The sequence below is a fragment of the Streptomyces sp. TAA204 genome (assembly GCF_000424965.1).
The window spans coordinates 400220-421561 of sequence record NZ_AUKW01000005.1 but is presented as its reverse complement, the minus strand read 5'-3'; the positions used below and the strand labels follow the sequence as shown (position 1 = coordinate 421561).

The window sequence follows — 21342 nt, the reverse complement described above, 5'->3', positions numbered from 1 at the left end:
CGGCGGTGTCCCCCGCGGCGGGGTCAGGCGCGGGGGCGTGTGCTCCTCCCCCTGACCGTCGCCCACAGCGGCGACCCCAGGGCGACGATCACCACGGCGCCCGCCAGTTGCAGCACGTGCCGGATCCAGTCGATGCCCTTGGTGTCGCCCACCCCGGCCCATGTGGCGACGGCGTTCCCGAGGACGCTTCCCAGCAGTCCGAAGAGCACCGTCAGCCACAGGGGGATGCCCTGCCGGCCGGGGAGGACCGCCCGCGCGATGACGCCCAGGACCAGCCCCACGAGGATCGCCCACAACCAGTCCATCGTGCCTCCGTCGACGTACTGCCCTCGCCGCGCCGCTACGGCGGGCGTGCGCCGTCAGCTTGGCGCCGGGCCGGCTACGCCGCACTGCGGAGTGCGCCGTACGGGCGGTGGCGCATCCGCGCCGGCCGGGGCGGATGCGCGGCCCGCCCTCGAAGGCCGCCGGGGCGGGGCGTACGGTGAGGAACGTGCGCAAGCCCGGCAGGGGCGCGCCGGCCGGCCCGGTGAGGTGGTGGAGAGCGATGCGGAAGAAGCGTGAGGACGAGGTCTTCCGGATCACCGGCGCCCGGCAGGGTCTGGCCGACGACGTCCGCGGGCGGCAGCGGCGCTATGTGATCTCTATGCTGATCCGGACGCTTTCGGTCCTGCTGACCGTGGTGCTCTGGAACGTCGAACGGCCGCTTGCCGTGGTGACTCTCGTGGTGGGCGCGCTTCTGCCGTATGTGGCCGTCGTCATCGCCAACGCGGGCCGGGAGCAGCCTCCTTCACTGCCGTCCTCCTACATGCAGGCGCCCGTGCGGCCCGCGCTCGGGCCGTCCGAGCCCGTGGCGGAAGCTCCGGGCGGCAGGCCCGAAGGCCCTGCGGCCGACGGCCGTTGAGCCGGAAGAGCACCGTCGCCGCCGAACGGACGGCGGCCGGCAGCACAACAGGCGGCACAACCGGTGGCCAAGCCCCCCGGCCACCCTCAAGAAATGCTCAGATCAATCATGTTGTTCCGCTGCACCTGGCAGGGGTCCCCATGCCATACTTCATAAGCGCTCCGCATCCCCCGTCGGAGCGACAGACCGACGCCGGGCGGCTCCCCCCGTGGCTGCCCGGCGTCGCTTGTCGTCCGCTTCCGGGTGTTGGATAGGGACCGTGTTTCCCTCAACTCCCCCGTCTTCCCCAGCAGAAGACCCCGAGAGCCCGATCTGCTCCGCCAAGGGCTGCCGTGCGGCCGCCGTGTGGGTACTGGCCTGGAACAATCCCAAGCTGCACACCCCGCAACGCCGCAAGACCTGGCTGGCCTGCGAGGAGCACCGCGAACACCTCTCGTCCTTCCTGGGCATGCGCGGCTTCCTCAAGGACGTCGTGCTGCTCACCGAGTGGAGGGAGGGCGGCCCGGACTCAGCCGCCGATGGCTGACATCGGACGGTCCGGCTGCACGAAGGACGGGTCGTCGATACCGGCGCCCGCCTTCTTCCCCCACATGGCGAGCCTCCACCGCGCCGCGACCTCACTGTCGTCCGCTCCCCCGCGCAGCGCACCGCGCAGATCGGACTCCTCGGTGGCGAAGAGGCAGGTGCGGACCTGACCGTCCGCGGTGAGGCGCGTACGGTCGCAGGCCCGGCAGAAGGGGCGGGTGACGGAGGCGATGACGCCGACCCGGTGCGGGCCTCCGTCGACGATCCAGCGCTCCGCCGGCGCCGAACCGCGTTCGTCCGCGCCCTCGGGGGTGAGGGTGAAGCGGGTGCGCAGCGACTCCAGGATGTCGCCCGCGGTGATCATCCCGTCGCGCTGCCAGCCGTGCTGTGCGTCCAGCGGCATCTGCTCGATGAAGCGAAGTTCGTAGTCGTGGGCGACGGCCCAGGCGAGAAGCTCGGGTGCCTCGCCGTCGTTGGCCCCCGGCATCAGAACGGAGTTGATCTTGACGGGGGTCAGACCGGCCTCGTGGGCCGCGGCCAGCCCGCGCAGCACGTCCGCGTGCCTCTTGCGGCGGGTCAACTGCTGGAAGACCTCGGGCCGCAGGGTGTCGAGGGAGACGTTGACCCTGTCCAGACCGGCGTCGCGCAGCGCCCCGGCCGTACGCTCCAGGCCGATGCCGTTGGTCGTCAGGGAGAGCCTGGGACGCCCCGGCAGGGCGGCGCAGCGCTCGACGATGCCGGTCAGTCCGGGCCGCAGCAGCGGCTCACCTCCGGTGAACCGCACTTCTTCGACGCCGAGTTCACTCACGGCGATGTGCACCAGCCGGACGATCTCGTCGTCCGTGAGCAACTCCGGTTTGGCGAGCCACTGGAGGCCCTCCTCCGGCATGCAGTAGGTGCAGCGCAGGTTGCAGCGGTCTGTCAGCGAGACGCGCAAGTCGGTGGCGACTCGGCCGTATGTGTCGAGCAGCATGCTGGCGGCCCTCCCACGATTGCCAATGCTTCGCAGCGTACGGGACGCCACCGACATTCAACAGGTTGTTGAACCTCGGTGGCGTCCACACGTCCGGTGTGACGAGCCGCCCCGTCACACCTCCGGCTTCACCGTCAGTGCGCGCCGAAGCCCGTCATGGAGCGCACCTCCAGCTCGGCGTACTTCTTGGTCGCCGCCTCCTCCTTGGAGATCATCGAACCGATCCAGCCGAGCAGGAAGCCCAGCGGGATGGAGATCAGTCCGGGGTTCTCCAGCGGGAACCACGCGAAGTCGACGCCCGGGAACATCGAGGTCGGCTTGCTGGTGACGACGGGCGAGAAGAAGACCAGCGTCACGGACGAGATGAGGCCGCCGTAGATCGACCACGTCGCGCCCCGGGTGGTGAACCGCTTCCAGAAGAGGCTGTAGAGGATCGTCGGCAGGTTCGCGGACGCGGCGACCGCGAAGGCGAGCGCGACGAGTCCGGCCACGTTGAGCTTGCCCGCGAAGATGCCCAGCGCGATCGCCACGGCCCCGATGAGGACCGCTGAGTAGCGCGCCGCCCGGACCTCCTCCTTCTCCGTCGCCTTCCCCTTGCGGATGACGTTGGCGTACAGGTCGTGCGCGAAGGACGAGGACGAGGCGAGGGTGAGCCCCGCGACCACCGCCAGGATGGTGGCGAAGGCGACGGCCGAGATCATCGCGAGCAGTACCGCACCTCCGGTCGAGTCGGCGCCGCCGCCGATCTCCTGGGCGAGCAGTGGTGCGGCCGTGTTGCCCGCCGCGTTGGAGTCGGTGATCGTCTTCTGGGAGAGCAGCGCCGCGGCGCCGAAGCCCAGCGCGATCGTCATCAGGTAGAAGGCTCCGATGATGCCGATGGCCCAGATCACCGACTTGCGGGCGGCCTGAGCCGTCGGGACGGTGTAGAAGCGGATCAGGATGTGCGGGAGCCCGGCGGTTCCCAGCACGAGCGCGAGTCCCAGCGAGATGAAGTCGATGCTCGAGGTGGCGCTCACCCCGTACTTCAGGCCGGGCTCCAGGAAGGCGGCTCCCTTGCCGCTGTTCTCCGCCGCGGCACCCAGCAGGCTGGAGAGGTTGTAGTTGAACTTGTGGAAGACCAGCACGGTGACGATCAGCGTTCCGCCGATGAGCAGGCACGCCTTGATCATCTGCACCCAGGTGGTGCCCTTCATGCCGCCGATCGTCACGTAGAGCACCATCACGATGCCCACGAGCACGACGATGAGGTTCTTCCCCGTGTCGCTCGTGATGCCCAGCAGCAGCGCGACGAGCGCTCCCGCACCGACCATCTGGGCGAGCAGGTAGAAGATCGAGACGGTGATCGTGGAGATGCCCGCGGCGGTACGGATGGGGCGCTGCCGCATCCGGAAGGCCAGGACGTCACCCATGGTGTACCGGCCGGAGTTGCGCAGCGGCTCGGCGACGAGCAGCAGCGCGACGAGCCAGGCGACGAGGAACCCGATGGAGTAGAGGAAGCCGTCGTACCCGGCCAGGGCGATCGCGCCGGCGATACCCAGGAACGAGGCGGCGGACATGTAGTCGCCGGAGATGGCCAGCCCGTTCTGGAACCCGGTGAACTGGCGGCCGCCGGCGTAGAAGTCCGTGGCGTCCTTGGTCTTGCGCCCGGCCCACACCGTCACACCGAGCGTGAGCAGGACAAAGACCGTGAACAGTGTGATGATCAGGGGGCGGTGCTGGCTCGCGTCCTCGGCCGCGAACTGCAGCTGCAGCTGCAGCTGCGCCGGAGCGGCGGCGAGTGAGTGAGTGAGGCTCATCGTGCTTCACCCTCCAGTCGGGTCTTGATGGCCTCGGCCTTGGGGTCGAACCGCGCGGCGGCGACCCGTGAGTACCACCAGGCGATCAGGAAGGTGGTGAGGAACTGGGCAAGACCGAGAACGAAGGCCACGTTGATGGTGCCGACCAGCTTGGTCGCCATGAACCCGCCGGCATAGATCGACAACAGCACGTACAGCAGGTACCAGATGACGAAGCCGACGGTCAGAGGGAAGGCGAAGGAACGGTAAGTGCTGCGCAGTTCGCCGAACTCGGCGCTCTGCTGCACCTCTGTGTAGTCCGGGCCGTCGGGCGGGCCGGACCTCTCCTTCTCTGATGCTGAGTCCACGGGAACTCCAGTCGATGTGTGTGCACGGTGAGGAAAATGAGCAGGTCGGGATGTACTTGCCAGCGGCCGGTGCGGCGCATCGTAGATCCACGTCAGCTCTGAGCAACAGGGGTAAGTCGTTGAATCACGGAGAGAGTTGTGCGGCAGACCGTCTCATCCGCATCTCATCTTTCCGAATCCGTTGCTGTGCGGCTCCGAACAGCGCTAAGTTCCCAGCTCTGTGGTCAATTTCGGACAACATGGAGACCCCATGGATTCACAACCTTCCAGACGGTGGCGCACCCTGGCGATGCCGCTCGGACTGGTTCTGACCGCCTCCCTCGGGCTGGCGGGAGCCGCTGTCGCAAGCGGCCAGGAAGAGGCACCCGCCACCTCCGCGAAGGACGGAGAGAAGCTGAGCTACGTCGTCAACACCGAGACGGACGCCGGCACGATCAAGCGAGTGAAGAAGGAGATCGCGAAGGCCGACGGCGAAGTCGTCACCACGCACAAGAAGATAGGCGTCATCGTCGCCCACTCCACGAACGCGGAGTTCGGTGACACGATGCGCGCGGTCGAGGGCGTCGACACGGCGGGCGCGACCCGTACCGCCCCCCTGAAGGCCGCGAGCACCACGGACGTCGGCAAGCCGAAGTACCTGAAGGTGCCCAAGTCGGCGACCGGTCCCGAGGCGAGAGCCAAGGCGAAGGCCGCGGACAAGGAGCCGCTGGAGTCCCTGCAGTGGGACAAGCGGGCCATCAGGGCCGACAAGGCCAGCAAGATCAGCGAGGGCAGCAAGAAGGTCACTGTCGGCGTCATCGACACCGGTGTCGACGACACGCACCCCGACCTCCAGCCCAACTTCGCGGCCGGCCAGTCCGCCAACTGCGTGGGCGGCAAGGCCGACACCTCGCCGGGCGCCTGGCGTCCCTACGACCCCGCGAACGACTACCACGGCACCCACGTCGCGGGCATCGTCGCCTCACCCCGCAACGGGGTCGGCATCGCCGGCGCCGCCCCGGGCGTGAAGGTCGCCTCCCTGAAGGTCTCGGAGCCGGACACCTCGCTCTTCTACACCGAAGCGGTGGTCTGCGCCATGGTCTTCGCTGCCGACAACGGCATCGAGGTCACCAACAACAGCTACTACATCGACCCGTGGCTGTACGCGTGCCGGGACGACGACGACCAGAAGGCACTCGTCGACGCGGTGAGCCGGGCCATGAACTACGCGACGGGCAAGGGCACCGCCCACGTCACCTCTTCGGGCAACTCCTCGCACGATCTCGCCGCCAGCGAGATCGTGGACGACTCCAGCCCGAACGACACCGAGCCCGTCGAGCGCACCGTCGATCCGGCCGAGTGCCCGGACATGCCGACCATGCTGGACGGCGTGACCTCCGTCTCCTCCACCGGCGGCGAGAACGGGAAGTCCTACTTCTCCAACTACGGCCTGGACCAGATCGACGTCGCCGCACCGGGCGGTGACCGCCGCTACCAGACGCCGGACGACCCGGCCAAGGACGGCGGCGTGCTCTCCACCATGCCCGACGGCGACTACGCCTACCTGCAGGGCACCTCGATGGCCGGACCGCAGGTCGCCGGCGTCGCGGCGCTCATCAAGAGCAAGCACCCCGAGGCGAGCGCCAAGGAGCTCGCGTGGATGCTGAAGGCCCAGGCGAAGAGCGTGGCCTGCCCGGACGAGTTCGACCCGGACGGCGAGGGCACGTACGAGGCCGAGTGCACGGGCCTCAAGGGCAACAACAGCTTCTACGGCCACGGCATCGTCGATGCCCTCTCGGCCGTCAAGAAGTGATGTGACGCCGCTCCGCGGAGCGGGTGCAGGAAACTGAACGGAGGCCGGTGCACGGCGGCGACGCCGTGCACCGGCCGGCCGGAGGGCGGTTCGGGCCGGGCCGGTCGGGTCAGGCCGGTCGGGTCAGGCCGGTCGGGCCGGCGGCACGTCAGGAACCGACGCGCTCGCCGGGCGTACCGGCCGCCGAGCCGGAGGCCGGGCCCGAAGCCGGGCCGGTTGCCGTGTCAGCCACTGAGGGGCCGGGCCGCGCAAGCGGCCCGGCCCCTTCCGTGCTGTCCTCCCCGGGCTGCCAGCCGGGCCCGCGGAAGACCCTTCCGGCACGCTCGTGCCAGGTGCGTGCCGACCGCAGATCGCGTCCGATCGCGGCGTATTCGTGCGTCGCCACCCGCAGCGGGTTGTACGTCCCGATGTTCTTGGTGAGCCCGTAGACGCAGGGTTCGGTCTCCGGTGTGAACGAGCCGAAGAGACGGTCCCAGAGGATCAGGATGCCACCGAAGTTCCGGTCCAGGTAGCTTCCTTGGGAAGCGTGGTGGACGCGGTGGTGCGAGGGCGTGTTGAAGACGAACTCGACGGGACGCGGCAGCTTCCCGATCCGCTCCGTGTGGATCCAGAACTGGTAGACGAGGTTCGCCGAGGAGCAGAAGGCGAGCGCGGCCGGATGCACGCCGAGTGCGATCAGCGGCACGTAGAACGGCCAGACGGTCAGCGAGGTCCACGGCTGTCGCAGCGCGGTGCTGAGGTTGAACTTCCGGCTGGAGTGGTGCACCACGTGGCAGGCCCACAGGATGCGGATGACGTGGTGGCCGCGGTGCGACCAGTAGTAGAAGAAGTCCTGCGCGAGCAGCATCAGCGGCAGCGTCCACCACAGGACGGGGACACGCAGCGGAGTCAGTTCGTAGACGCCCGCGTAGATCGCCACGACCGGGATCTTCCAGAGGGCGTCGAACGCCAGGCTGCCGAGCCCCATTCCGATGCTCGTGGCAGCGTCCTTGGCCTCGTATCCGGCGGCGTCCTCGTCCGGATGGAGGCGGTAGCTGACGATTTCCACCACCGTCAGCAGGATGAAGGCGGGTATCGACCAGAGAACGACATCGGGCAACTGAGACGGCATGTCAGCAAGGTAAGCGCGGACAGGGCGCCCGGCTAGGGGTTGTTACCGACAAGTACAAACTGAGTCGACGTCAGGCGGCCCCCGCCCCGGCCGTCCGGAAGGCGCACACCCGCGCCGAGCAGGGCTCTTCCGGCCCGGCTGTACGGGCTCCCCCGCGCGGCGCCCGGAAGCCGCCACCGGCGTCAACCAGACTCGCCCGCACGGACATTGACGCCGAATCGGCACTCGGCCGCACGCGATGCGAGGGCTGTCAGTGCCGGCCCGTATTCTCTGTGACCATGCTCGAAGACCACACGGCACGCCCGGACGAGCCGGCGGACGGGAGCGCGGCTCGTGGCATCCCCGCCCAACAGCCCTCCGCGGGGCGGGTGCCCCGGGCCGGCTGGCCCGAGGGGTATCCCCGCGGGTACGCGGTGGTCGACGTCGAGACGACCGGGCTGGCCCACGACGACCGCATCGTCTCCGCCGCCGTCTACCGTCTGGACGAGAGGGGCGACGTCGAGGACCACTGGTACTCGAAGGTCAATCCGCAGCGCGACCCCGGCCCGACCTGGATTCACGGACTCACCTCCGAAGTCCTCGCCGACGCCCCGCTGTTCACGGACATCGCCGACGACTTCGCCGCGCGGCTGACCGACCGCGTCCTCGTCGCGCACAACGCCGTCTTCGACTGGTCGATGATCGCGCGGGAGTACGCACGGGCGCACCGCACCCCGCCCGTGCGCCAGCGGCTGTGCACGATCGCCCTCGCCAAACAGCTCTCGCTCCCGCTGCCCAACCACAAACTGGAGACGCTCGCCGCGCACTACGGCGTCTCGCGGAGGCGGGCCCACCACGCGCTGGACGACGCCCGCGTACTGGCCGAGGCGTTCCGCCCCAGCCTCCACCTCGCCGTCCAGCAGGAGGTGCGGCTTCCGCTGCTCGCCTGCCGGCCGATCTCGGAGTGGTCGGAGGGCACCCGCCGGACCGGCCGGGGCACCGGCTCCGGCAGCGGCGGGGGCCGTGGTGGTTCCGGGGCGCCCGGCCCGCGTCCGTACGCCCACAGCTGGCGCCCCTCTCGCAGGCGGCCCGCCTGCCCCTACCCCAACCCGGGGCGGTACGAGCCCGGCGGCAGGCTCGTACAGGGGATGCGCGTCGCCATCTCGGGTGACACCTCGACCGAGCGCGACCTGCTGGAGGACCGCGCCGTGGAGGCGGGCCTGCACATCGCCTCGAGCGTCTCGCGCCTGACGAGTCTCCTGGTCACCAACGACCCGGGCTCCCTCACCTCCAAGGTCGTCAAGGCCCAGGCGTACGGCACCCCCGTCGTGGACGAGGCGGGGTTCGGGCAGCTCCTGCTCGACGTGGCCCCCGCGCCGGGCTCCGGGGAGTGAGGGGTACCGTCAATAGGCGTGTACCGCTTCCTGTTGTCCCGGCAGTGGGTGATGCTGACCCTCCTCGGCCTCGCTCTCATCCCCGTGATGATCGAGCTGGGTTTCTGGCAGCTGCACCGGCACGAGGCGCGCGTGGCGCACAACGAGCTGATCGCCTCCAGCCTGAACGCTCCGCCCGTGGCGTTCGAGCGCCTCAGCGGCGGGGAACGCGGGCCGGCGGAGGAGGACCAGTTCCGTACGGCCAGGGCTTCCGGGACCTACGACACCGAGCACGAGGTCGTGGTGCGCCAGCGTACGGGTGCCGACCAGCAGTCCATCGGTTACTTCGTCCTCACGCCGCTGGTCGGGGACGACGGCGCGGTCGTGCTCGTCAACCGGGGCTGGATCGAGGCGGACGGCAATCTGACCGAGTTCCCCGAGGTGCCCGAGCCGCCGCGCGGGGAGGTCACCGTCACCGGCCGGTTCATGCTGGACGAGACCAGCGAAGCCAGCGGCATCAAGGACAAGCCCGGGCTGCCGCCCCGCCAGGTGATGCTGATCAACAGCCGTCAGCAGGCCGGTGTCCTGGACCGTCCGGTGCACAGCGGATATCTCCAGCTGACGGAGACCTCGCCGAAGCCGCGGGGCGTCCAGCCGGAGGTCGTCCCCGAACCCGACCACAGCAGCATCGGCGCGCACATGGCCTACGCCGTCCAGTGGTGGCTCTTCGCGGCCGCGGTGCCGGTCGGCTGGGTCGTGCTGGTCCGCCGCGAACGCCGGGACCGTCTCGCGGCGGCGCAGACCGGCGGGCACACCGCCCAGGCCGGGGAGGACACATCGCGGGCCGACGGGCGCGCGCACCCGGCCGCGGCCGTGGAACGGCCCGCTGCCGAGCCCTCCACGGCCGCGGCCGGCAGCCCGCGCCCGCCGGGCTGACCGGACCCTGCATGCGCGCCCGTCTCGCGGTGGCGCACACTGTGAGCCATGGATCTCGGGCTGAAGAACCGCGTATACGTCATCACCGGAGCCACCCGCGGGCTCGGCTTCGCAGCAGCGGAGCAACTCGTCGCCGAGGGGGCCAAGGTCGTCGTCACCGGACGCACCGACGAGGCCGCCACGGAAGCCGCCGCACAGCTCGGCGCGGGGTCGGCCGTGGGCCTCGGCGCCGACAACGCCGCACCGGAGACCGCCGCCCGCCTCGTGGAGACGGCACGGTCACGCTTCGGACGCTTCGACGGAGTGATGATCAGTGTCGGCGGCCCGCCCGCCGGCGTACCGGCCGACTCACTCACCGACGAGCAGTGGCAGTCCGCCTTCGAGACGGTCTTCCTGGGCGCCGTGCGTCTGGCCCGTACGGCTGCCGGTGAGTTGGGCGAGTCGGGTGTCATCGCCTTCGTGCTCTCCGGCTCCGTGCACGAGCCGGTCCCGGGTCTCACCCTCTCCAACGGGCTGCGCCCGGGGCTGGCGGGCTTCGCCAAGACCCTCGCCAACGAGACCGGGCCGCGGGGCATCCGGGTGCTCGGACTGCTCCCGGGCCGGATCGCCACGGAGCGGCTGCACTACCTCGACTCGCTCTCGGGCGACGCGGAGACCGTCAGGGAGCAGAACGAGTCGGCGATCCCGCTGCGCAGGTACGGCACTCCTGAGGAGTTCGGACGGGCCGCGGCCTTCGTCCTGTCGCCTGCCGCGTCCTACCTCACCGGAGTCATGCTCCCCGTGGACGGCGGTTTGCGGCGCGGCTTCTGAGGGCGGCACGGCTTCCGAGGCCGGGGCGGCACTCGCGGCCGCAGGCCACCGTGCGGGCGGGTCGGGGCGTGAGGACCCGGGTCCTCACGCCCCGACCCGCCCGCCGCCGTACGTCACAGCACGCGCTCCGGACGGTGCTTCGTCGCGCGCAGCCGCACCTCCGCCGGGAGCGCTTCCAGGGCCACCGACTCCCGTGCGTGCTCCAGCGCCTCGTCGGTGAGCCGCCCCAGCACCGGCCCGGGAGCGGCGTGTGCCGACAGCATCAGGCTCACCGACGCCCGCGGTGCGGTACGCCGGCCGGCCAGCCGCACGGTCGCCCTGTCGACGCCGGGCAGGGATGCCGCCTCCGACTCGATGACGTTCTCCAGCGCTTTGCCGCGCAGCAACGCGCCCTCGCCGTCCCCGCTCTCGACGAGGACCTCGCCGAGTCTGTGCCTGCGCAGCTGCGCCAGCAGCCACCACAGCAGCAGGAGCACCAGCGCGCCGAGCACCGCGAGAACGGTCGGCCACCACCAGCCCTCCGAGCGCCAGCGGGTGCGGTCCGCGTCCGGGAGCACCACGTCCTGCGGCGTGGTCCACGGCCAGCCGGAAGGCATGGATACGTTCAGCCGCTGCGGAAGGTCGAAGCCGCCGAAGAGTGCCGTGAGGCCGAGGGCGAGCAGCAGTACGCCCGTCAGCGCCAGCAGAACGCGGTTGACCGCTCTGAGAGTCGCGCCCATACCGCTCACCGCTTCTTCGGACGTCGCACGTGCACGGAAAGGCCCGGCCGGCGGGCCAGGCCGAGCTGCCGGATGCCGTCCCCCAGGGCGGAGTCGAGGTCGCCGCGGACCTCGTGCAGATCCCTGAAGTGCGCCCGGGCGTACGCCCGCACCTTCCGCCGACCCACCGCGACCCGCACCGACTGGACCCCGGAGACCTGCATCGCGCGGTCTCTCAGCACCAGCCCCACGGCCGAGCGCTCCAGTCCCGCCCGTACGCTCGCCGCCTCGCGGCGCATCGGCATCAGGTCACGCCGGCCGGGCGTGACCGCCAGCGCGATCAGCCAGACCCCCACGAGCGTGACGACGCAGGCCGCCGCGAGCACCTTGGGGTCGTCCACCGCGGTGGACGCCATCTCGTCGGCGAGAGTGCGCCGCCAGGCCATCGCGGGCTTCCCGGCCCGTACGGCGGCGACGTCGTAGAGCAGCAGCCCCGACGCGGCCAGGAGCACCAGCGCGACGATCCCGGCGGGGACGCGCCGAAGGGACCAGAAGCGGCCGGCGCGGTGGCCGGAGCCGCCCCCGTCCGTGCCGGTGCGCGGGTCGTACGCCGCCGCCGAGGTGGCCTGCTCCATGTCGTAGACGACCGCGCCCGTGCCCGTGGTGGTTTCCTTCTCCAGCGTCGGCATCCGCTGGGTGTGCTCTTGGCTCACCGGGCCCTCCCGGATTTCTCGCGGTCCAGTTGCTCGGAGTGCAGCCACTCCACGCCCACGGCGACCTCCGGCACGTCCATGCCGGCCAACTCCTTCACGCGGACGGCGACTTGCCGGCGCACCGCGGCACACTGCGCACCGATGTCGGAAGGGTAGCCCAGCTCGAGGACGACCCTCACCCGTGCGGACCTCCCCTGTACCGCAGCGGTCGCCCTGGGCGGACGGAGAGGGCCGCGGGGCAGCTTGAAGGCAGCGGGTACGGTGCGCAGTGCTTCCCTGGCGGCCTGCGCCGCGACCTTGGCCACGACCCGCTCGACGATCGTGGTCTCACCGCGTTCGGGTTCTGCCACCTCCGTCGCGGTCACCGAGCCACCTCATCCGCGATCACCCGCGATGCACCCGCGTTCACCTGCGCCGGCCTTCGTCGCGGATGCGGAAGAAGTCCTCCGCCCGCAGGTCCCCGTCCAGGAAGCGGCCCGCGACGAAGCCGAAGCCGCCCAGCGCCGCCACCAGCAGGAAGGCCGCGAACCCGCCGAAGTATCCGGCGAAGCCCAGTGCCATCCCTACGATCAAGCCGATCACGGCCATGCTCATCGTGCGCTCCTTCGCTCCGTGCACATGTGTGCCGCTTGCGCCGTAAGCCGCACCCGCCCGCTACTGCAGGCGTGTCCGGCCGCTCTGGTCCTCGCCCTCGTCCTCCGTCTCGTCGGGCAGCTTGACGTCGCTGACCGCGATGTTGACCTCGACGACCTCGAGGCCGGTCATCCGCTCGACGCCGGTGATGACGTTCTCGCGCACGGAGCGCGCGACATCGACGATGGAGACCCCGTAGTCCACGACGATCTCCAGGTCCAGCGCGGTCTGGATGTCGCCGACCTCGGCGCTCACACCCCGCGAGGCGGACCTGCCGCCGCCGGGGACCCTGTCGCGAACGGCGCCGAACGTACGCGAGAGGCTCCCGCCCAGCGCGTTCACACCGACCACGTCGCGCGCCGCCATGCCCGCGATCTTCTCCACGACGCCGTCGGCGATGGTGGTACGTCCGCGGCTGCCCTGGTCGGCCTTGGCCCCGCGGCTCTCCACCGCGCCGTTGCCCGACTGGGTGCGTGAGCCCTGTCCGGCCTCGAAACGGTTCCCGGGCTTGGTCTCAGTCATCGCCTTCACCCCTTTCCGAGAGGAAGCAGCCCAAAATGCTGCTCTTATGTCACATTAGGCGAGCTTGCACCGATTCGCCCTGTGCGTGGACGGTCAGGCGGACGACGTGCGCAGTCGCGCGGCCGAGCCGGGGAGAAGCCGCGCGGAGGCCCGCGGAACGAGCGGAACCGAGCGGAACCGAACAGGAACAGGGAGTGGCACACATGGTCGCCGACCGGCTGGCACAGGCCGTACGGCATCAGCTCGGCCTCGGCCGGCTGTTGCCCCTGGGAGATACGCCGGACGGGGCGTGGCTGGTGGAGAGGGCCGCGGTGGGCGCGCTGCGCGCCGCCGCGTCACGGACGGTGCCGAACGTACGGCTCAGCGGCCTGCGGCTCGCTCTGGCCGCTCCCGACGAGGCCGGCACGCCCGCCGTCCCGGCTCCCCCCTCGGCCCTGCCGCCGGGGCCGCTGCGCATCGAGGCCGAATTCGCGGCCACGGCGGACGCGCCGCTGACGAGCGCCGGGGAGCAGCTGCGCACCGCCCTTCTCTCGGCCGCCGGAGCGGAGTTGGGGCTGCGTGTGAGCGAAGTGGATCTCCGGGTGACGGACCTGCTGGACGGCACGGACGAGGAGGAAGCCCCTCCCGTGGCGGGCGGCGTGGTCCACGGCGGGTCCGGCTTCGCGGCCCCCGGTGCGGACGGGGACGGGCACTCACCCCGCCCGGGGGAGACCACGGAAGCGGTCGGCACGGCGGTCTCCCCCGGTACCGAGGAGCACCCCCCGGCACCGGCGGACCGCCCGCACGCCACAGCGGCGGCGGAGGCCGTGATCGCCGTTCCGGGCGTGACCCGGCTGGCGCCGGTGCTGGGCTCGGCGCTCGGCGGGGTGCCTGGCGAAGGTGTGGGCGTCATGGACCGCGATGTCCCGCGTCCGGGGCGGCACCTGCAGATTCAGATCGCCGTCGCCGAGGGCGTCCGCGCACTGGATGTGGCGCGGGCCGTACGGCGGGCGGCGGCGAGGGCGGCCGCCTGGGACGCGCCGGAGTCGGCTGCGCCGGTCACCGTCGCGGTGCTGGTGAGCGCGATCGACCCGGCGCCCGGCCCCGGCGGCGAGCGCAGGGAGTGAGGGCGCAGGGTGTGAGGGCGCGCTGTGCCCCGGCCCGCCGGCCTGCGCCCCGGCCCGGAGGCCCGGCGTTCCCCCGCGTGGGTTGCCCGTCGGGCTGCCCGGGAGGTCCGCTCAGTCGCTCAGTCCCGCGAGGTCGCGGAGCCGCCGGGTCTGCGCGGCCCGTTCGGCCGCGCGCTGCTCGTCGTACGTCCGTGAGAGCGCTCCGGACAGCAGCGCCTTGGTCTCGATGACGGCGCTGCGGGGCGCGGTCAGGAGGGCGGCCGAGAGGTCGGCCACGGCACCGTCGAGTTCGGCGGGGGGCACGACGAGGTTGACCAGCCCGGTCCGTGAGGCCTCGTCCGCGTGGACGAAGCGGCCGGTGGCGCAGACCTCCAGCGCACGGGCGTAGCCGAGCAGCGCCACCAGCGGGTGCGTGCCGGTCAGGTCGGGGACGAGGCCGAGGCTGGTCTCACGCATGGCGAACTGCACGTCGTCGGCGCACACCCTTATGTCGGTGGCCAGCGCGAGCTGGAATCCCGCTCCGATGGCATGCCCCTGCACTGCGGCGATGCTGATCAGGTCGGGACGCCGCCACCAGGTGAAAGCCTCCTGGAAGGTGGCGATGGCCTCGTCGACCGCCTCGTCGGACGCGCGCGCCAGATCGACGAAGGACAGCTCGCCGTCGATCCCCTCGGGGCTGAAGGCCTGTCTGTCCAGGCCCGCGGAGAAGGACTGACCCTCCGCGCGCAGCACCACGACGCGGACGTCGCCGGGAAGCGTGCGGCCGCATTCGGCCAGCGCACGCCACAGGGCGGGCGACTGCACGTTCCGCTTGGCCGCGTTGGCGAGCGTGACCGTGGCCACGACGCCGTCCACGGCGAGACGTACGCCGTCCTTGTCCAGCAGGGTCATCGCATCCTCCGGTGGTCACTCCGCGACTAAGTTAACCGAAGAGTAACCACCGGGACGGATGCCAGGAAGCCCTGTCAGGCCGAGGTGGACTTCTTTCCTCGTGTGGCTCCGCCGCGACCCCGCAGGGCCACACCGGACTCGCTGAGCATCCGGTGCACGAAACCGTAGGAACGGCCCGTCTCTTCGGCCAGCGCACGGATGCTCGCGCCGCCGTCGTACTTCTTCTTGAGGTCTGCCGCGAGCTTCTCGCGCGCGGTGCCGGTCACCCGGCTGCCCTTCTTCAGAGTCTCGGCCACCCGTGCCTCCTCATGGGAAGTGCGCTTTGTGACTCTCATGATCACCCCTCCCTCAGCTTCTGGCCACCCATTCGGCAAGGTCCGTCGAACCGCCGTGACCGGAGGGCTACTGTCCGTTTTCCCCGCAGGACGGAGCCGCACGGACCGGAACGAGCCGGTCCGCGGCCGGGGAATCGCGAATCGCCTGGTCAGCGACGCTCCCACAGGGCCGTACACCAGCACACCCGGCCCGTGCCACATCCGCGCGGCACAGCGCCGGGGGCACACCGGCGATACGAGCCGCACTCACTCAGATGAAGGATCAACGGTCGGCCGAATGATCCATCGAGGATTGATCAAGGAGCCGTGCAGCCGGGGTCAGGCCAGCGCGACGAGGTCCGCGTACTCCTCGCTCCACAGGTCCTCGACCCCGTCCGGGAGCATGATGATGCGCTCGGGCTCCAGGGCCTGTACGGCGCCCTCGTCGTGGGTGACGAGGACGACCGCGCCGGTGAAGGTGTGCAGGGCGCCCAGGATCTCCTCACGGCTGGCCGGATCGAGGTTGTTGGTGGGCTCGTCCAGCAGCAGCACGTTCGCGGAGGAGACCACCAGCGTCGCCAGCGCCAGACGGGTCTTCTCGCCGCCCGAGAGGACGGACGCCGGCTTGTCGACGTCGTCGCCGGAGAAGAGGAAGGAGCCCAGCGTCTTGCGGATCGCGACCAGATCCATCTCGGGCGCCGCCGACCGCATGTTCTCCAGCACGGTGCGCTCCGGGTCGAGGGTCTCGTGCTCCTGCGCGTAGTAGCCCAGCTTGAGCCCGTGACCCGGGACGACCTTGCCGGTGTCGGGCTCCTCGACGCCGGAGAGCAGCCGCAGCAGCGTCGTCTTGCCCGCGCCGTTGAGCCCCAGGATGACCACCCGTGAGCCCTTGTCGACGGCCAGGTCCACACCGGTGAAGATCTCCAGCGAGCCGTAGGACTTGGAGAGGTCCTCGGCCATCAGGGGTGTCCTGCCGCACGGTGCCGGGTCCGGGAAGCGCAGCTTGGCGACCTTGTCGGACTGCCGCTCCGCCTCCAGTCCGGACAGCAGCTTCTCCGCCCGCCGCGCCATGTTCTTGGCGGCGACGGCCTTGGTGGCCTTGGCACGCATCTTGTCGGCCTGGGAATTGAGGGCGGACGCCTTCTTCTCGGCGTTGGCCCGCTCGCGCTTGCGGCGCTTCTCGTCGTCCTCGCGCTGGACGACGTACTGCTTCCAGCCCATGTTGTAGATGTCGATGGCCGCGCGGTTGGCGTCCAGGTAGAAGACCTTGTTGACGACCGTCTCGATCAGCGCCAGGTCGTGGGAGATCACGATCAGGCCGCCGCGGTAGGTGCGCAGGAAGTCCCGCAGCCAGACCACGGAGTCGGCGTCCAGGTGGTTGGTGGGCTCGTCCAGGAGCAGGGTGTCGGCGTCGGAGAAGAGGATGCGGGCCAGCTCGACGCGCCGGCGCTGCCCGCCGGAGAGCGTGTGCAGGGGCTGTCCCATCACCCGGTCGGGCAGGCCCAGGCTGGCGGCGATCGTGGCGGCCTCGGCCTCGGCGGCGTAACCGCCCTTGGTGAGGAACTCCGTCTCCAGGCGCTCGTACTTCTTCAGCGCCCGCTCCCGGGTGGCGCCCTGGCCGTGCGCGATGCGGTCCTCGTTCTCGCGCATCCTGCGGATGACGACGTCCAGTCCGCGGGCGGAGAGGATGCGGTCGCGGGCGCAGACGTCGAGGTCGCCGGTGCGCGGGTCCTGCGGGAGATAGCCCACCTCGCCGCCGCGCGTGATGGTGCCCGCGGCGGGTGTGCCCTCTCCGGCGAGGCACTTGGTGAGGGTGGTCTTGCCGGCGCCGTTGCGGCCGACGAGACCGATGCGGTCACCCTTGGCGACGCGGAAGGTGGCGGACTCGATCAGGATGCGGGCGCCGGCGCGCAGCTCGAGGCCGGAGGCGGTGATCACGGACTACTCCAGGCAGGGGCGTGAGGACGTACGTACGGGAGGCGGGGGCGGACGTACGGAGCTAATGCGTGAGAGGAGTAGCCATGCCGCCCAGTCTAGCGGCGCTCCGCAACCGGATTTCCCTCCGCCCGGCGGGCCCGGGAACGCCGCACCCGCGCCGCTCAGCGGCCCCCCGTGTGCACCTGGAAGGCCGCCCGGCGAACCGCCTTGGCGAGAGCCGGATCGGGGTGCGCGGCGGCGAGAGCGACCAGGACCTGCACGGTGCGGGGGTGGCCGGTGGCGCGCACCTCCTCCAGCAGGCGGGGAACTGTGCCCTGCACGGCCGTCTCCAAGTGATCCACCAGCAGGCGCTGTTCACCGTGGTCGGTGACGGCCGCCGCGGTGTCCACCCAGAGCCAGGTCGCCTCCTGCCGGGTCAGCACGCCCGGGGCGCCGCCCGCGAGGTCCTCGGGGTCGGCCCCGTCGTGCTCGGCGAGCCACAGCAGCGCGTACGGGCGCAGGGTGGGCTCCTGCGAGACTTCCCGTACGGCCGGCTCGGCCGGGGCGCCGACGACGCGCAGCGCCTCGAAGGCCAGCCCGCGGATGAGGGCGTCCTCGCCCCGGGCGGCGGCGAGGAGTTCGGTGATGGCCGTGCCGGTGGAGCGGGCGGCGAGCCAGGCGCGGTACTCGTCACGGGCGGGCCCCGGCGTCAGCCGCGCGCAGCCGCGCAGCATGTCCGGAGCGGGCTGCTCGATGTTGCCGGCGGGGCTCTGAGCGGCGACGCAGATCTGTTCGAGTTTGGTCCACACCGCCCAGTTGCCCAGGGGGGTGAGCACGGCCGAGCCGTGGCGCACTCCCGCATCCTCCTCGAAGCCCTGCGGCGCGGCAGGCGCCTCCACATCGGGGCAGCGGGTCAGCGCGCCGACGGCGGCGAAGCCGTCGAGCGCCCAGTCGAGCAGGCCCGGGAGGGAGACGTCCGCGGGTGTGCGGGCCGCGGTTGCGTGCGCGGGGGCGCCGCCCGTCCCGCCGCCCGTCCCGGCGGCCGGCTCGGGGACGGGGCCGGGGGCGGGCTCGGAAACGGACTCGGGGCCGCCCTCACGCTCGGAGCCCTCACGCTCGGCACTGTCCCGCTCGGCACCGTCCCGCTCCGCGCGCAGTTCCGTGACGCGCTGGACGAGGAGGTCGTGCAGTGCGGAGAAGGTCAGCGGTCCGGCCGTCAGGTGCATCACCGACAGCAACTGCGGTGCGGCCTCCACCACTTCGGCGACCAGCCCGGGATCGGCCGGGGTGGGCGCGGGATAGGCCAGGGACCACGCGTCGAACAGCGCGACCCAGCCGCGCAGTACGGCGCCGTCGTCACGCTCCCACGCGCGCAGCCGCCAGCCGGGCCGCGCCGTCTCGCCGTGCAGCTCGATGAGTCCGGCGAGGCGCGCTCGGTCCCAGTGGGTGCGTACGTGCCTCACGGGCATACGCAGGGCGTCGGCGGCGCGCTCGGCCTCCGGTCCGCTGCCGGGAAGGGCTCCGTTGCGCTCTGCCCAGCGTGCGAGCAGCACCGCGTCCGCGAGTGCGGACCGTGCGTGCCGGGCCAGCTGCTCGCGGGGCGGCAGGCCCTCCGGCGGCGGCGGGGACGGGCGCGCGCGCCGGGCGGTCACCGTGCGCCGGGCAGCGGCGATGGGCCGCGTGGGGACGAGGCGGAGCGGGTTGTCTCGCGGGGTACGGGACGGCGTCACAGGGGCAGTCTTCACGGTCAGCGGCGCAAACCCCAAACGGGACCCCGGAATGGCCTACTCCGCTTGTTTGACGGGGAGTGAACCTCCGCCTTGCGAAAGGCAGTTGAGGAGCGAAAACGCCGCCCGGAAGGCCTTTCGCAGCGCCCGCCGGCCCGAGGAGGGCGAGGGGCGCCCGCGTGTCCGGTCATCCGGCTCACAGAAGGGGCCGCAGGAAATGCCGGAGCTTCTCCTCGTACTGGAGGGGGCCGGCGTTCCACATCGCGGCGTGCGGCGCGTCCGGCAGGCTGAAGAGGCTGACGAGGTCCTCGCGCGCCTCGGCGAACTCCCTGGAGGTCTGCCATGAGGCGACGGTGTCGTCCGGCCCGTGCAGCAGCAGAGCGGGAACGGTCAGGTCGGCCGGGTCCATCGCCCCGCCGAGCCGGTCCGCGTCGACGTGGGCGCGCCCCTGTGCTGCCCGTACGGCCAGCGGCAGGAGCGGGCGCGGGATGTGCCGGGCGGAGGCCAGGGAGCGCAGAGCGGCCGGCCAGTCCAGCACGGGCGAGTCCAGGACGAGTCCGCTGATCCTGCCCGCGGCACTGCCCTCGCCGGGGGCGGCTCCGGGGCGGAGCCGCAGTTCGTCGGCGGCCCGCAGGGCCATGGAGGCGCCGCTGGACCAGCCGTGCAGGACGACCCTCTCCGCCCCGTGCCGCACCGCGTAGCGCACGGCGGCCTCGACGTCGTGCCACTCGGTGTCCCCGAGGTGACGCACGCCGTCGGGGGGCGCGGGGGCGCCGGGGTCGCCGCGGTAGGACAGGCCGAGCACTGGGAGCTGCAGTCCGGCGTAGAGGGGAAGCAGGGGGAGGGCCTGCTCGGGGCCGGTCCCGAGGCCGTGCAGCGTGATGACCCACAGATCCCGCCGGCCGGGTACGAACCAGGCGGGCAGCGGCCCGAGTTCGCCCGGCACCTCGACGACGTCGCGGTCGGCCCCGACGGCGTCCCCCGGACCTCCCGTGCACACCTGCGGGGTGAGCCACACCTTGCTGCCGGGGACCGGCTCGCCGCGGGTGACCCGCTCCAGGCGGCGTACGACGGTGTCGGCTGTCACCGCCACCGGCTCCCGGCCGTCCGCCCCGGGCTCCAGGACCGGGCCGACAACGGCATGGCAGTCGCGTCCGGTGAGCCCGTAGGTGCCCGGGAGCAGCGAGGTGAGGGAGCGGGTGAGGGAGATGAAGCCGTCACCGGCCTCGTGCACGGTCAGCGCGGGGCCGCCGAATCCCGCCGGGAGCCTGCCGCGTGGTGAGGCTCCGGACCGGGCGGGCCGCAGCGCGGCGTCGGCGGCGTACCGTCCCGCGGCGACCGCTGCCGCTCCGACGCCCAGCACGGAGGTGGCGGCGACGGCCGCCGTACGCAGACGCATCCCGTCAGTGTCGGGCCTGGAGTGCGCCAGGGGCCAGTGGGCGGCGTCGGCCGGGTGATTTTCGTATCCCCGCCCGGCATCCGCCACCCGGGGCGCCCACGCGGACGGCCGTGGGCCGGGCTCACTCCGGCCGGGGCTGCCCGTAGCCACTCAGCTTCTCCGCCACACGGCGCAGTTCGGCCGGAGGGATCAGGCTGGGCTCGCGGCCGGGGAGGGAGGAGGCGGTGAGCCACAGGCGGCACATCCACTCCAGCTGCGCGGTCCGCTCGTACGCCTGGCCGAGGTCGTCGCCGTAGGCGACCGTGCCGTGGTTCTGGAGCAGGCAGGCGCTGCGGCCGTCGAGGGCGTCGAGCATGCGGGCGGCGAGTTCCTCGCTGCCGTAGGTGGCGTAGGGGGCGACCCGGACGGGGCCGCCCAGCGCGGCCGTCATGTAGTGGACGGCGGGGAGTTCGTCCACGAGGGCGGAGACGGCGGTGGCGTGCACGGCGTGGGTGTGCACGACGGCACGGGCGGCCGTGTGCCGGTAGACCGCGAGATGCACGGGGAGTTCGCTGGTGGGACGCAGACTTCCCGCGGTGCGGCGTCCTTCGAGGTCGACGGCGCACAGGTCGCCGGGCCCGAGCCGGTCGTAGGGGACGCCGCTCGGGGTGACGAGCACCGTGTCCCCCACGCGTACGGAGACGTTGCCCGAGGTGCCCACGACGAGCCCCTCGGCAGCCGTACGGCGGGCGGTGTCCACCAACTCCTGCCAGGCACTGTGCATCCGGCTCCCTCCGGGTGGCCGCGGCGGTCAGCTCACGCCGCGGGACGGCTTGCTGCGGGGGCTGAAGGGGGCGAGGTGACGGGGTGTGGTACCGCTCACAACAGACAGCGGGGAGC

At 71.8% G+C, this 21342-nt stretch carries 23 protein-coding genes; 7 read left to right on the top strand and 16 right to left on the bottom strand.

Annotated features, from left to right (window positions below; all coding sequences use genetic code 11):
• Positions 1 to 23: 23 nt before the first annotated feature.
• A complete protein-coding gene (locus tag H343_RS0112680; RefSeq protein WP_028431458.1) occupies positions 24 to 305 on the bottom strand; it encodes a GlsB/YeaQ/YmgE family stress response membrane protein in 282 nt (93 codons plus the stop codon).
• Between the two features lie 239 nt (positions 306 to 544).
• Between H343_RS0112680 and H343_RS0112675 the strand changes: the two genes are divergently transcribed.
• Together H343_RS0112675 and H343_RS0112670 are read left to right on the top strand one after the other, a co-directional pair.
• On the top strand, positions 545 to 901 hold the full coding sequence (locus H343_RS0112675) for a DUF3099 domain-containing protein (protein ID WP_028431457.1): 357 nt from the start codon (positions 545 to 547) through the stop codon (positions 899 to 901).
• A gap of 259 nt (positions 902 to 1160) precedes the next feature.
• The gene (locus H343_RS0112670) at positions 1161 to 1427 is read left to right on the top strand and encodes a hypothetical protein (RefSeq protein WP_051265064.1); all 267 of its coding nucleotides are present in this window, start codon (positions 1161 to 1163) and stop codon (positions 1425 to 1427) included.
• Here H343_RS0112670 and moaA read toward each other — a convergent pair.
• The 3 genes from moaA to H343_RS0112655 form a co-directional block, all read right to left on the bottom strand.
• Positions 1410 to 2399 (bottom strand): GTP 3',8-cyclase MoaA, encoded by a 990-nt coding sequence (gene moaA, locus H343_RS0112665; protein ID WP_028431455.1) that lies wholly within the window; start codon positions 2397 to 2399, stop codon positions 1410 to 1412. The two genes, H343_RS0112670 and moaA, sit on opposite strands and share 18 nt — an antisense overlap.
• Before the next feature lie 134 nt (positions 2400 to 2533).
• Positions 2534 to 4195, bottom strand: coding sequence for a sodium/solute symporter (locus H343_RS0112660; protein WP_028431454.1), 1662 nt, complete (start codon positions 4193 to 4195; stop codon positions 2534 to 2536).
• The gene (locus H343_RS0112655) at positions 4192 to 4542 is read right to left on the bottom strand and encodes a DUF485 domain-containing protein (RefSeq protein WP_028431453.1); all 351 of its coding nucleotides are present in this window, start codon (positions 4540 to 4542) and stop codon (positions 4192 to 4194) included. The genes H343_RS0112660 and H343_RS0112655 overlap by 4 nt, the downstream gene beginning before the upstream one ends.
• Positions 4543 to 4792: 250 nt before the next feature.
• On the opposite strand from H343_RS0112655, the gene H343_RS0112650 reads away from it, so the two are divergent.
• Positions 4793 to 6334 carry a S8 family peptidase gene (locus H343_RS0112650; RefSeq protein ID WP_486586884.1) on the top strand — a complete coding sequence of 514 codons (1542 nt, stop codon included), beginning with the start codon at positions 4793 to 4795 and terminating at the stop codon, positions 6332 to 6334.
• 148 nt (positions 6335 to 6482) lie between these two features.
• On the opposite strand, the gene H343_RS30330 is transcribed toward H343_RS0112650, so the two are convergent.
• A complete protein-coding gene (locus tag H343_RS30330) occupies positions 6483 to 7445 on the bottom strand; it encodes a sterol desaturase family protein (RefSeq protein ID WP_051265062.1) in 963 nt (320 codons plus the stop codon).
• Between the two features lie 278 nt (positions 7446 to 7723).
• On the opposite strand from H343_RS30330, the gene H343_RS0112640 reads away from it, so the two are divergent.
• Genes H343_RS0112640 through H343_RS0112630 form a run of 3 tightly spaced genes read left to right on the top strand, consistent with a single transcriptional unit; the run spans position 7724 to position 10543 of the window.
• Entirely contained in the window at positions 7724 to 8818 is a 1095-nt protein-coding gene (locus H343_RS0112640; protein WP_078505535.1) for a DEDDh family exonuclease, read from the top strand.
• Positions 8819 to 8836: 18 nt separating this feature from the next.
• The gene (locus H343_RS30325) at positions 8837 to 9733 is read left to right on the top strand and encodes an SURF1 family cytochrome oxidase biogenesis protein (protein ID WP_078505509.1); all 897 of its coding nucleotides are present in this window, start codon (positions 8837 to 8839) and stop codon (positions 9731 to 9733) included.
• Positions 9734 to 9781: 48 nt separating this feature from the next.
• Positions 9782 to 10543: an SDR family oxidoreductase gene (locus tag H343_RS0112630; RefSeq protein WP_028431450.1), complete on the top strand. Its 762-nt coding sequence runs from the start codon at positions 9782 to 9784 to the stop codon at positions 10541 to 10543.
• A 113-nt stretch (positions 10544 to 10656) separates the two neighbouring features.
• Here H343_RS0112630 and amaP read toward each other — a convergent pair whose 3' ends face one another.
• From amaP to H343_RS0112605, 5 genes are read right to left on the bottom strand one after another with little or no spacing between them, the layout of a single operon-like run.
• Positions 10657 to 11262: an alkaline shock response membrane anchor protein AmaP gene (gene amaP / locus H343_RS0112625; protein ID WP_028431449.1), complete on the bottom strand. Its 606-nt coding sequence runs from the start codon at positions 11260 to 11262 to the stop codon at positions 10657 to 10659.
• Between the two features lie 5 nt (positions 11263 to 11267).
• The gene (locus H343_RS0112620) at positions 11268 to 11954 is read right to left on the bottom strand and encodes a DUF6286 domain-containing protein (protein ID WP_078505507.1); all 687 of its coding nucleotides are present in this window, start codon (positions 11952 to 11954) and stop codon (positions 11268 to 11270) included.
• The gene (locus H343_RS0112615) at positions 11951 to 12319 is read right to left on the bottom strand and encodes a hypothetical protein (RefSeq protein WP_028431447.1); all 369 of its coding nucleotides are present in this window, start codon (positions 12317 to 12319) and stop codon (positions 11951 to 11953) included. The genes H343_RS0112620 and H343_RS0112615 overlap by 4 nt, the downstream gene beginning before the upstream one ends.
• A gap of 40 nt (positions 12320 to 12359) precedes the next feature.
• Positions 12360 to 12548 (bottom strand): hypothetical protein, encoded by a 189-nt coding sequence (locus H343_RS0112610; protein WP_028431446.1) that lies wholly within the window; start codon positions 12546 to 12548, stop codon positions 12360 to 12362.
• A 60-nt stretch (positions 12549 to 12608) separates the two neighbouring features.
• On the bottom strand, positions 12609 to 13109 hold the full coding sequence (locus H343_RS0112605; RefSeq protein ID WP_028431445.1) for an Asp23/Gls24 family envelope stress response protein: 501 nt from the start codon (positions 13107 to 13109) through the stop codon (positions 12609 to 12611).
• A 203-nt stretch (positions 13110 to 13312) separates the two neighbouring features.
• Here H343_RS0112605 and H343_RS0112600 point away from each other — a divergent pair, with 203 nt between their 5' ends.
• Complete coding sequence (locus H343_RS0112600) at positions 13313 to 14215, top strand: hypothetical protein (RefSeq protein WP_028431444.1); 903 nt, start codon at positions 13313 to 13315, stop codon at positions 14213 to 14215.
• A gap of 111 nt (positions 14216 to 14326) precedes the next feature.
• Here H343_RS0112600 and H343_RS0112595 read toward each other — a convergent pair whose 3' ends face one another.
• The 6 genes from H343_RS0112595 to H343_RS0112570 form a co-directional block, all read right to left on the bottom strand.
• A complete protein-coding gene (locus H343_RS0112595; RefSeq protein WP_028431443.1) occupies positions 14327 to 15106 on the bottom strand; it encodes an enoyl-CoA hydratase/isomerase family protein in 780 nt (259 codons plus the stop codon).
• A 74-nt stretch (positions 15107 to 15180) separates the two neighbouring features.
• Positions 15181 to 15402, bottom strand: a complete 222-nt coding sequence (locus H343_RS0112590) for a helix-turn-helix domain-containing protein (RefSeq protein WP_028431442.1) — start codon at positions 15400 to 15402, stop codon at positions 15181 to 15183.
• A gap of 357 nt (positions 15403 to 15759) precedes the next feature.
• Complete coding sequence (locus H343_RS0112585; protein WP_028431441.1) at positions 15760 to 17358, bottom strand: ABC-F family ATP-binding cassette domain-containing protein; 1599 nt, start codon at positions 17356 to 17358, stop codon at positions 15760 to 15762.
• A 161-nt stretch (positions 17359 to 17519) separates the two neighbouring features.
• Entirely contained in the window at positions 17520 to 18989 is a 1470-nt protein-coding gene (locus H343_RS0112580; RefSeq protein WP_037903591.1) for a hypothetical protein, read from the bottom strand.
• A 271-nt stretch (positions 18990 to 19260) separates the two neighbouring features.
• Positions 19261 to 20463: an alpha/beta hydrolase gene (locus H343_RS0112575; RefSeq protein WP_028431439.1), complete on the bottom strand. Its 1203-nt coding sequence runs from the start codon at positions 20461 to 20463 to the stop codon at positions 19261 to 19263.
• Between the two features lie 121 nt (positions 20464 to 20584).
• Positions 20585 to 21226 carry a class II aldolase/adducin family protein gene (locus H343_RS0112570; RefSeq protein WP_028431438.1) on the bottom strand — a complete coding sequence of 214 codons (642 nt, stop codon included), beginning with the start codon at positions 21224 to 21226 and terminating at the stop codon, positions 20585 to 20587.
• Positions 21227 to 21342: the final 116 nt, after the last annotated feature.

Coding starts and splice junctions, on each gene's coding strand:
- H343_RS0112680 (WP_028431458.1), bottom strand. CDS start 305: ATGGACTGGTTGTGGGCGATCCTCGTGGGGCTGGTCCTGGGCGTCATC.
- H343_RS0112675 (WP_028431457.1), top strand. CDS start 545: ATGCGGAAGAAGCGTGAGGACGAGGTCTTCCGGATCACCGGCGCCCGG.
- moaA (WP_028431455.1), bottom strand. CDS start 2,399: ATGCTGCTCGACACATACGGCCGAGTCGCCACCGACTTGCGCGTCTCG.
- H343_RS0112660 (WP_028431454.1), bottom strand. CDS start 4,195: ATGAGCCTCACTCACTCACTCGCCGCCGCTCCGGCGCAGCTGCAGCTG.
- H343_RS0112650 (WP_486586884.1), top strand. CDS start 4,793: ATGGATTCACAACCTTCCAGACGGTGGCGCACCCTGGCGATGCCGCTC.
- H343_RS30330 (WP_051265062.1), bottom strand. CDS start 7,445: ATGCCGTCTCAGTTGCCCGATGTCGTTCTCTGGTCGATACCCGCCTTC.
- H343_RS0112640 (WP_078505535.1), top strand. CDS start 7,724: ATGCTCGAAGACCACACGGCACGCCCGGACGAGCCGGCGGACGGGAGC.
- H343_RS0112630 (WP_028431450.1), top strand. CDS start 9,782: ATGGATCTCGGGCTGAAGAACCGCGTATACGTCATCACCGGAGCCACC.
- amaP (WP_028431449.1), bottom strand. CDS start 11,262: ATGGGCGCGACTCTCAGAGCGGTCAACCGCGTTCTGCTGGCGCTGACG.
- H343_RS0112610 (WP_028431446.1), bottom strand. CDS start 12,548: ATGAGCATGGCCGTGATCGGCTTGATCGTAGGGATGGCACTGGGCTTC.
- H343_RS0112605 (WP_028431445.1), bottom strand. CDS start 13,109: ATGACTGAGACCAAGCCCGGGAACCGTTTCGAGGCCGGACAGGGCTCA.
- H343_RS0112600 (WP_028431444.1), top strand. CDS start 13,313: ATGGTCGCCGACCGGCTGGCACAGGCCGTACGGCATCAGCTCGGCCTC.
- H343_RS0112595 (WP_028431443.1), bottom strand. CDS start 15,106: ATGACCCTGCTGGACAAGGACGGCGTACGTCTCGCCGTGGACGGCGTC.
- H343_RS0112575 (WP_028431439.1), bottom strand. CDS start 20,463: ATGCGTCTGCGTACGGCGGCCGTCGCCGCCACCTCCGTGCTGGGCGTC.
- H343_RS0112570 (WP_028431438.1), bottom strand. CDS start 21,226: ATGCACAGTGCCTGGCAGGAGTTGGTGGACACCGCCCGCCGTACGGCT.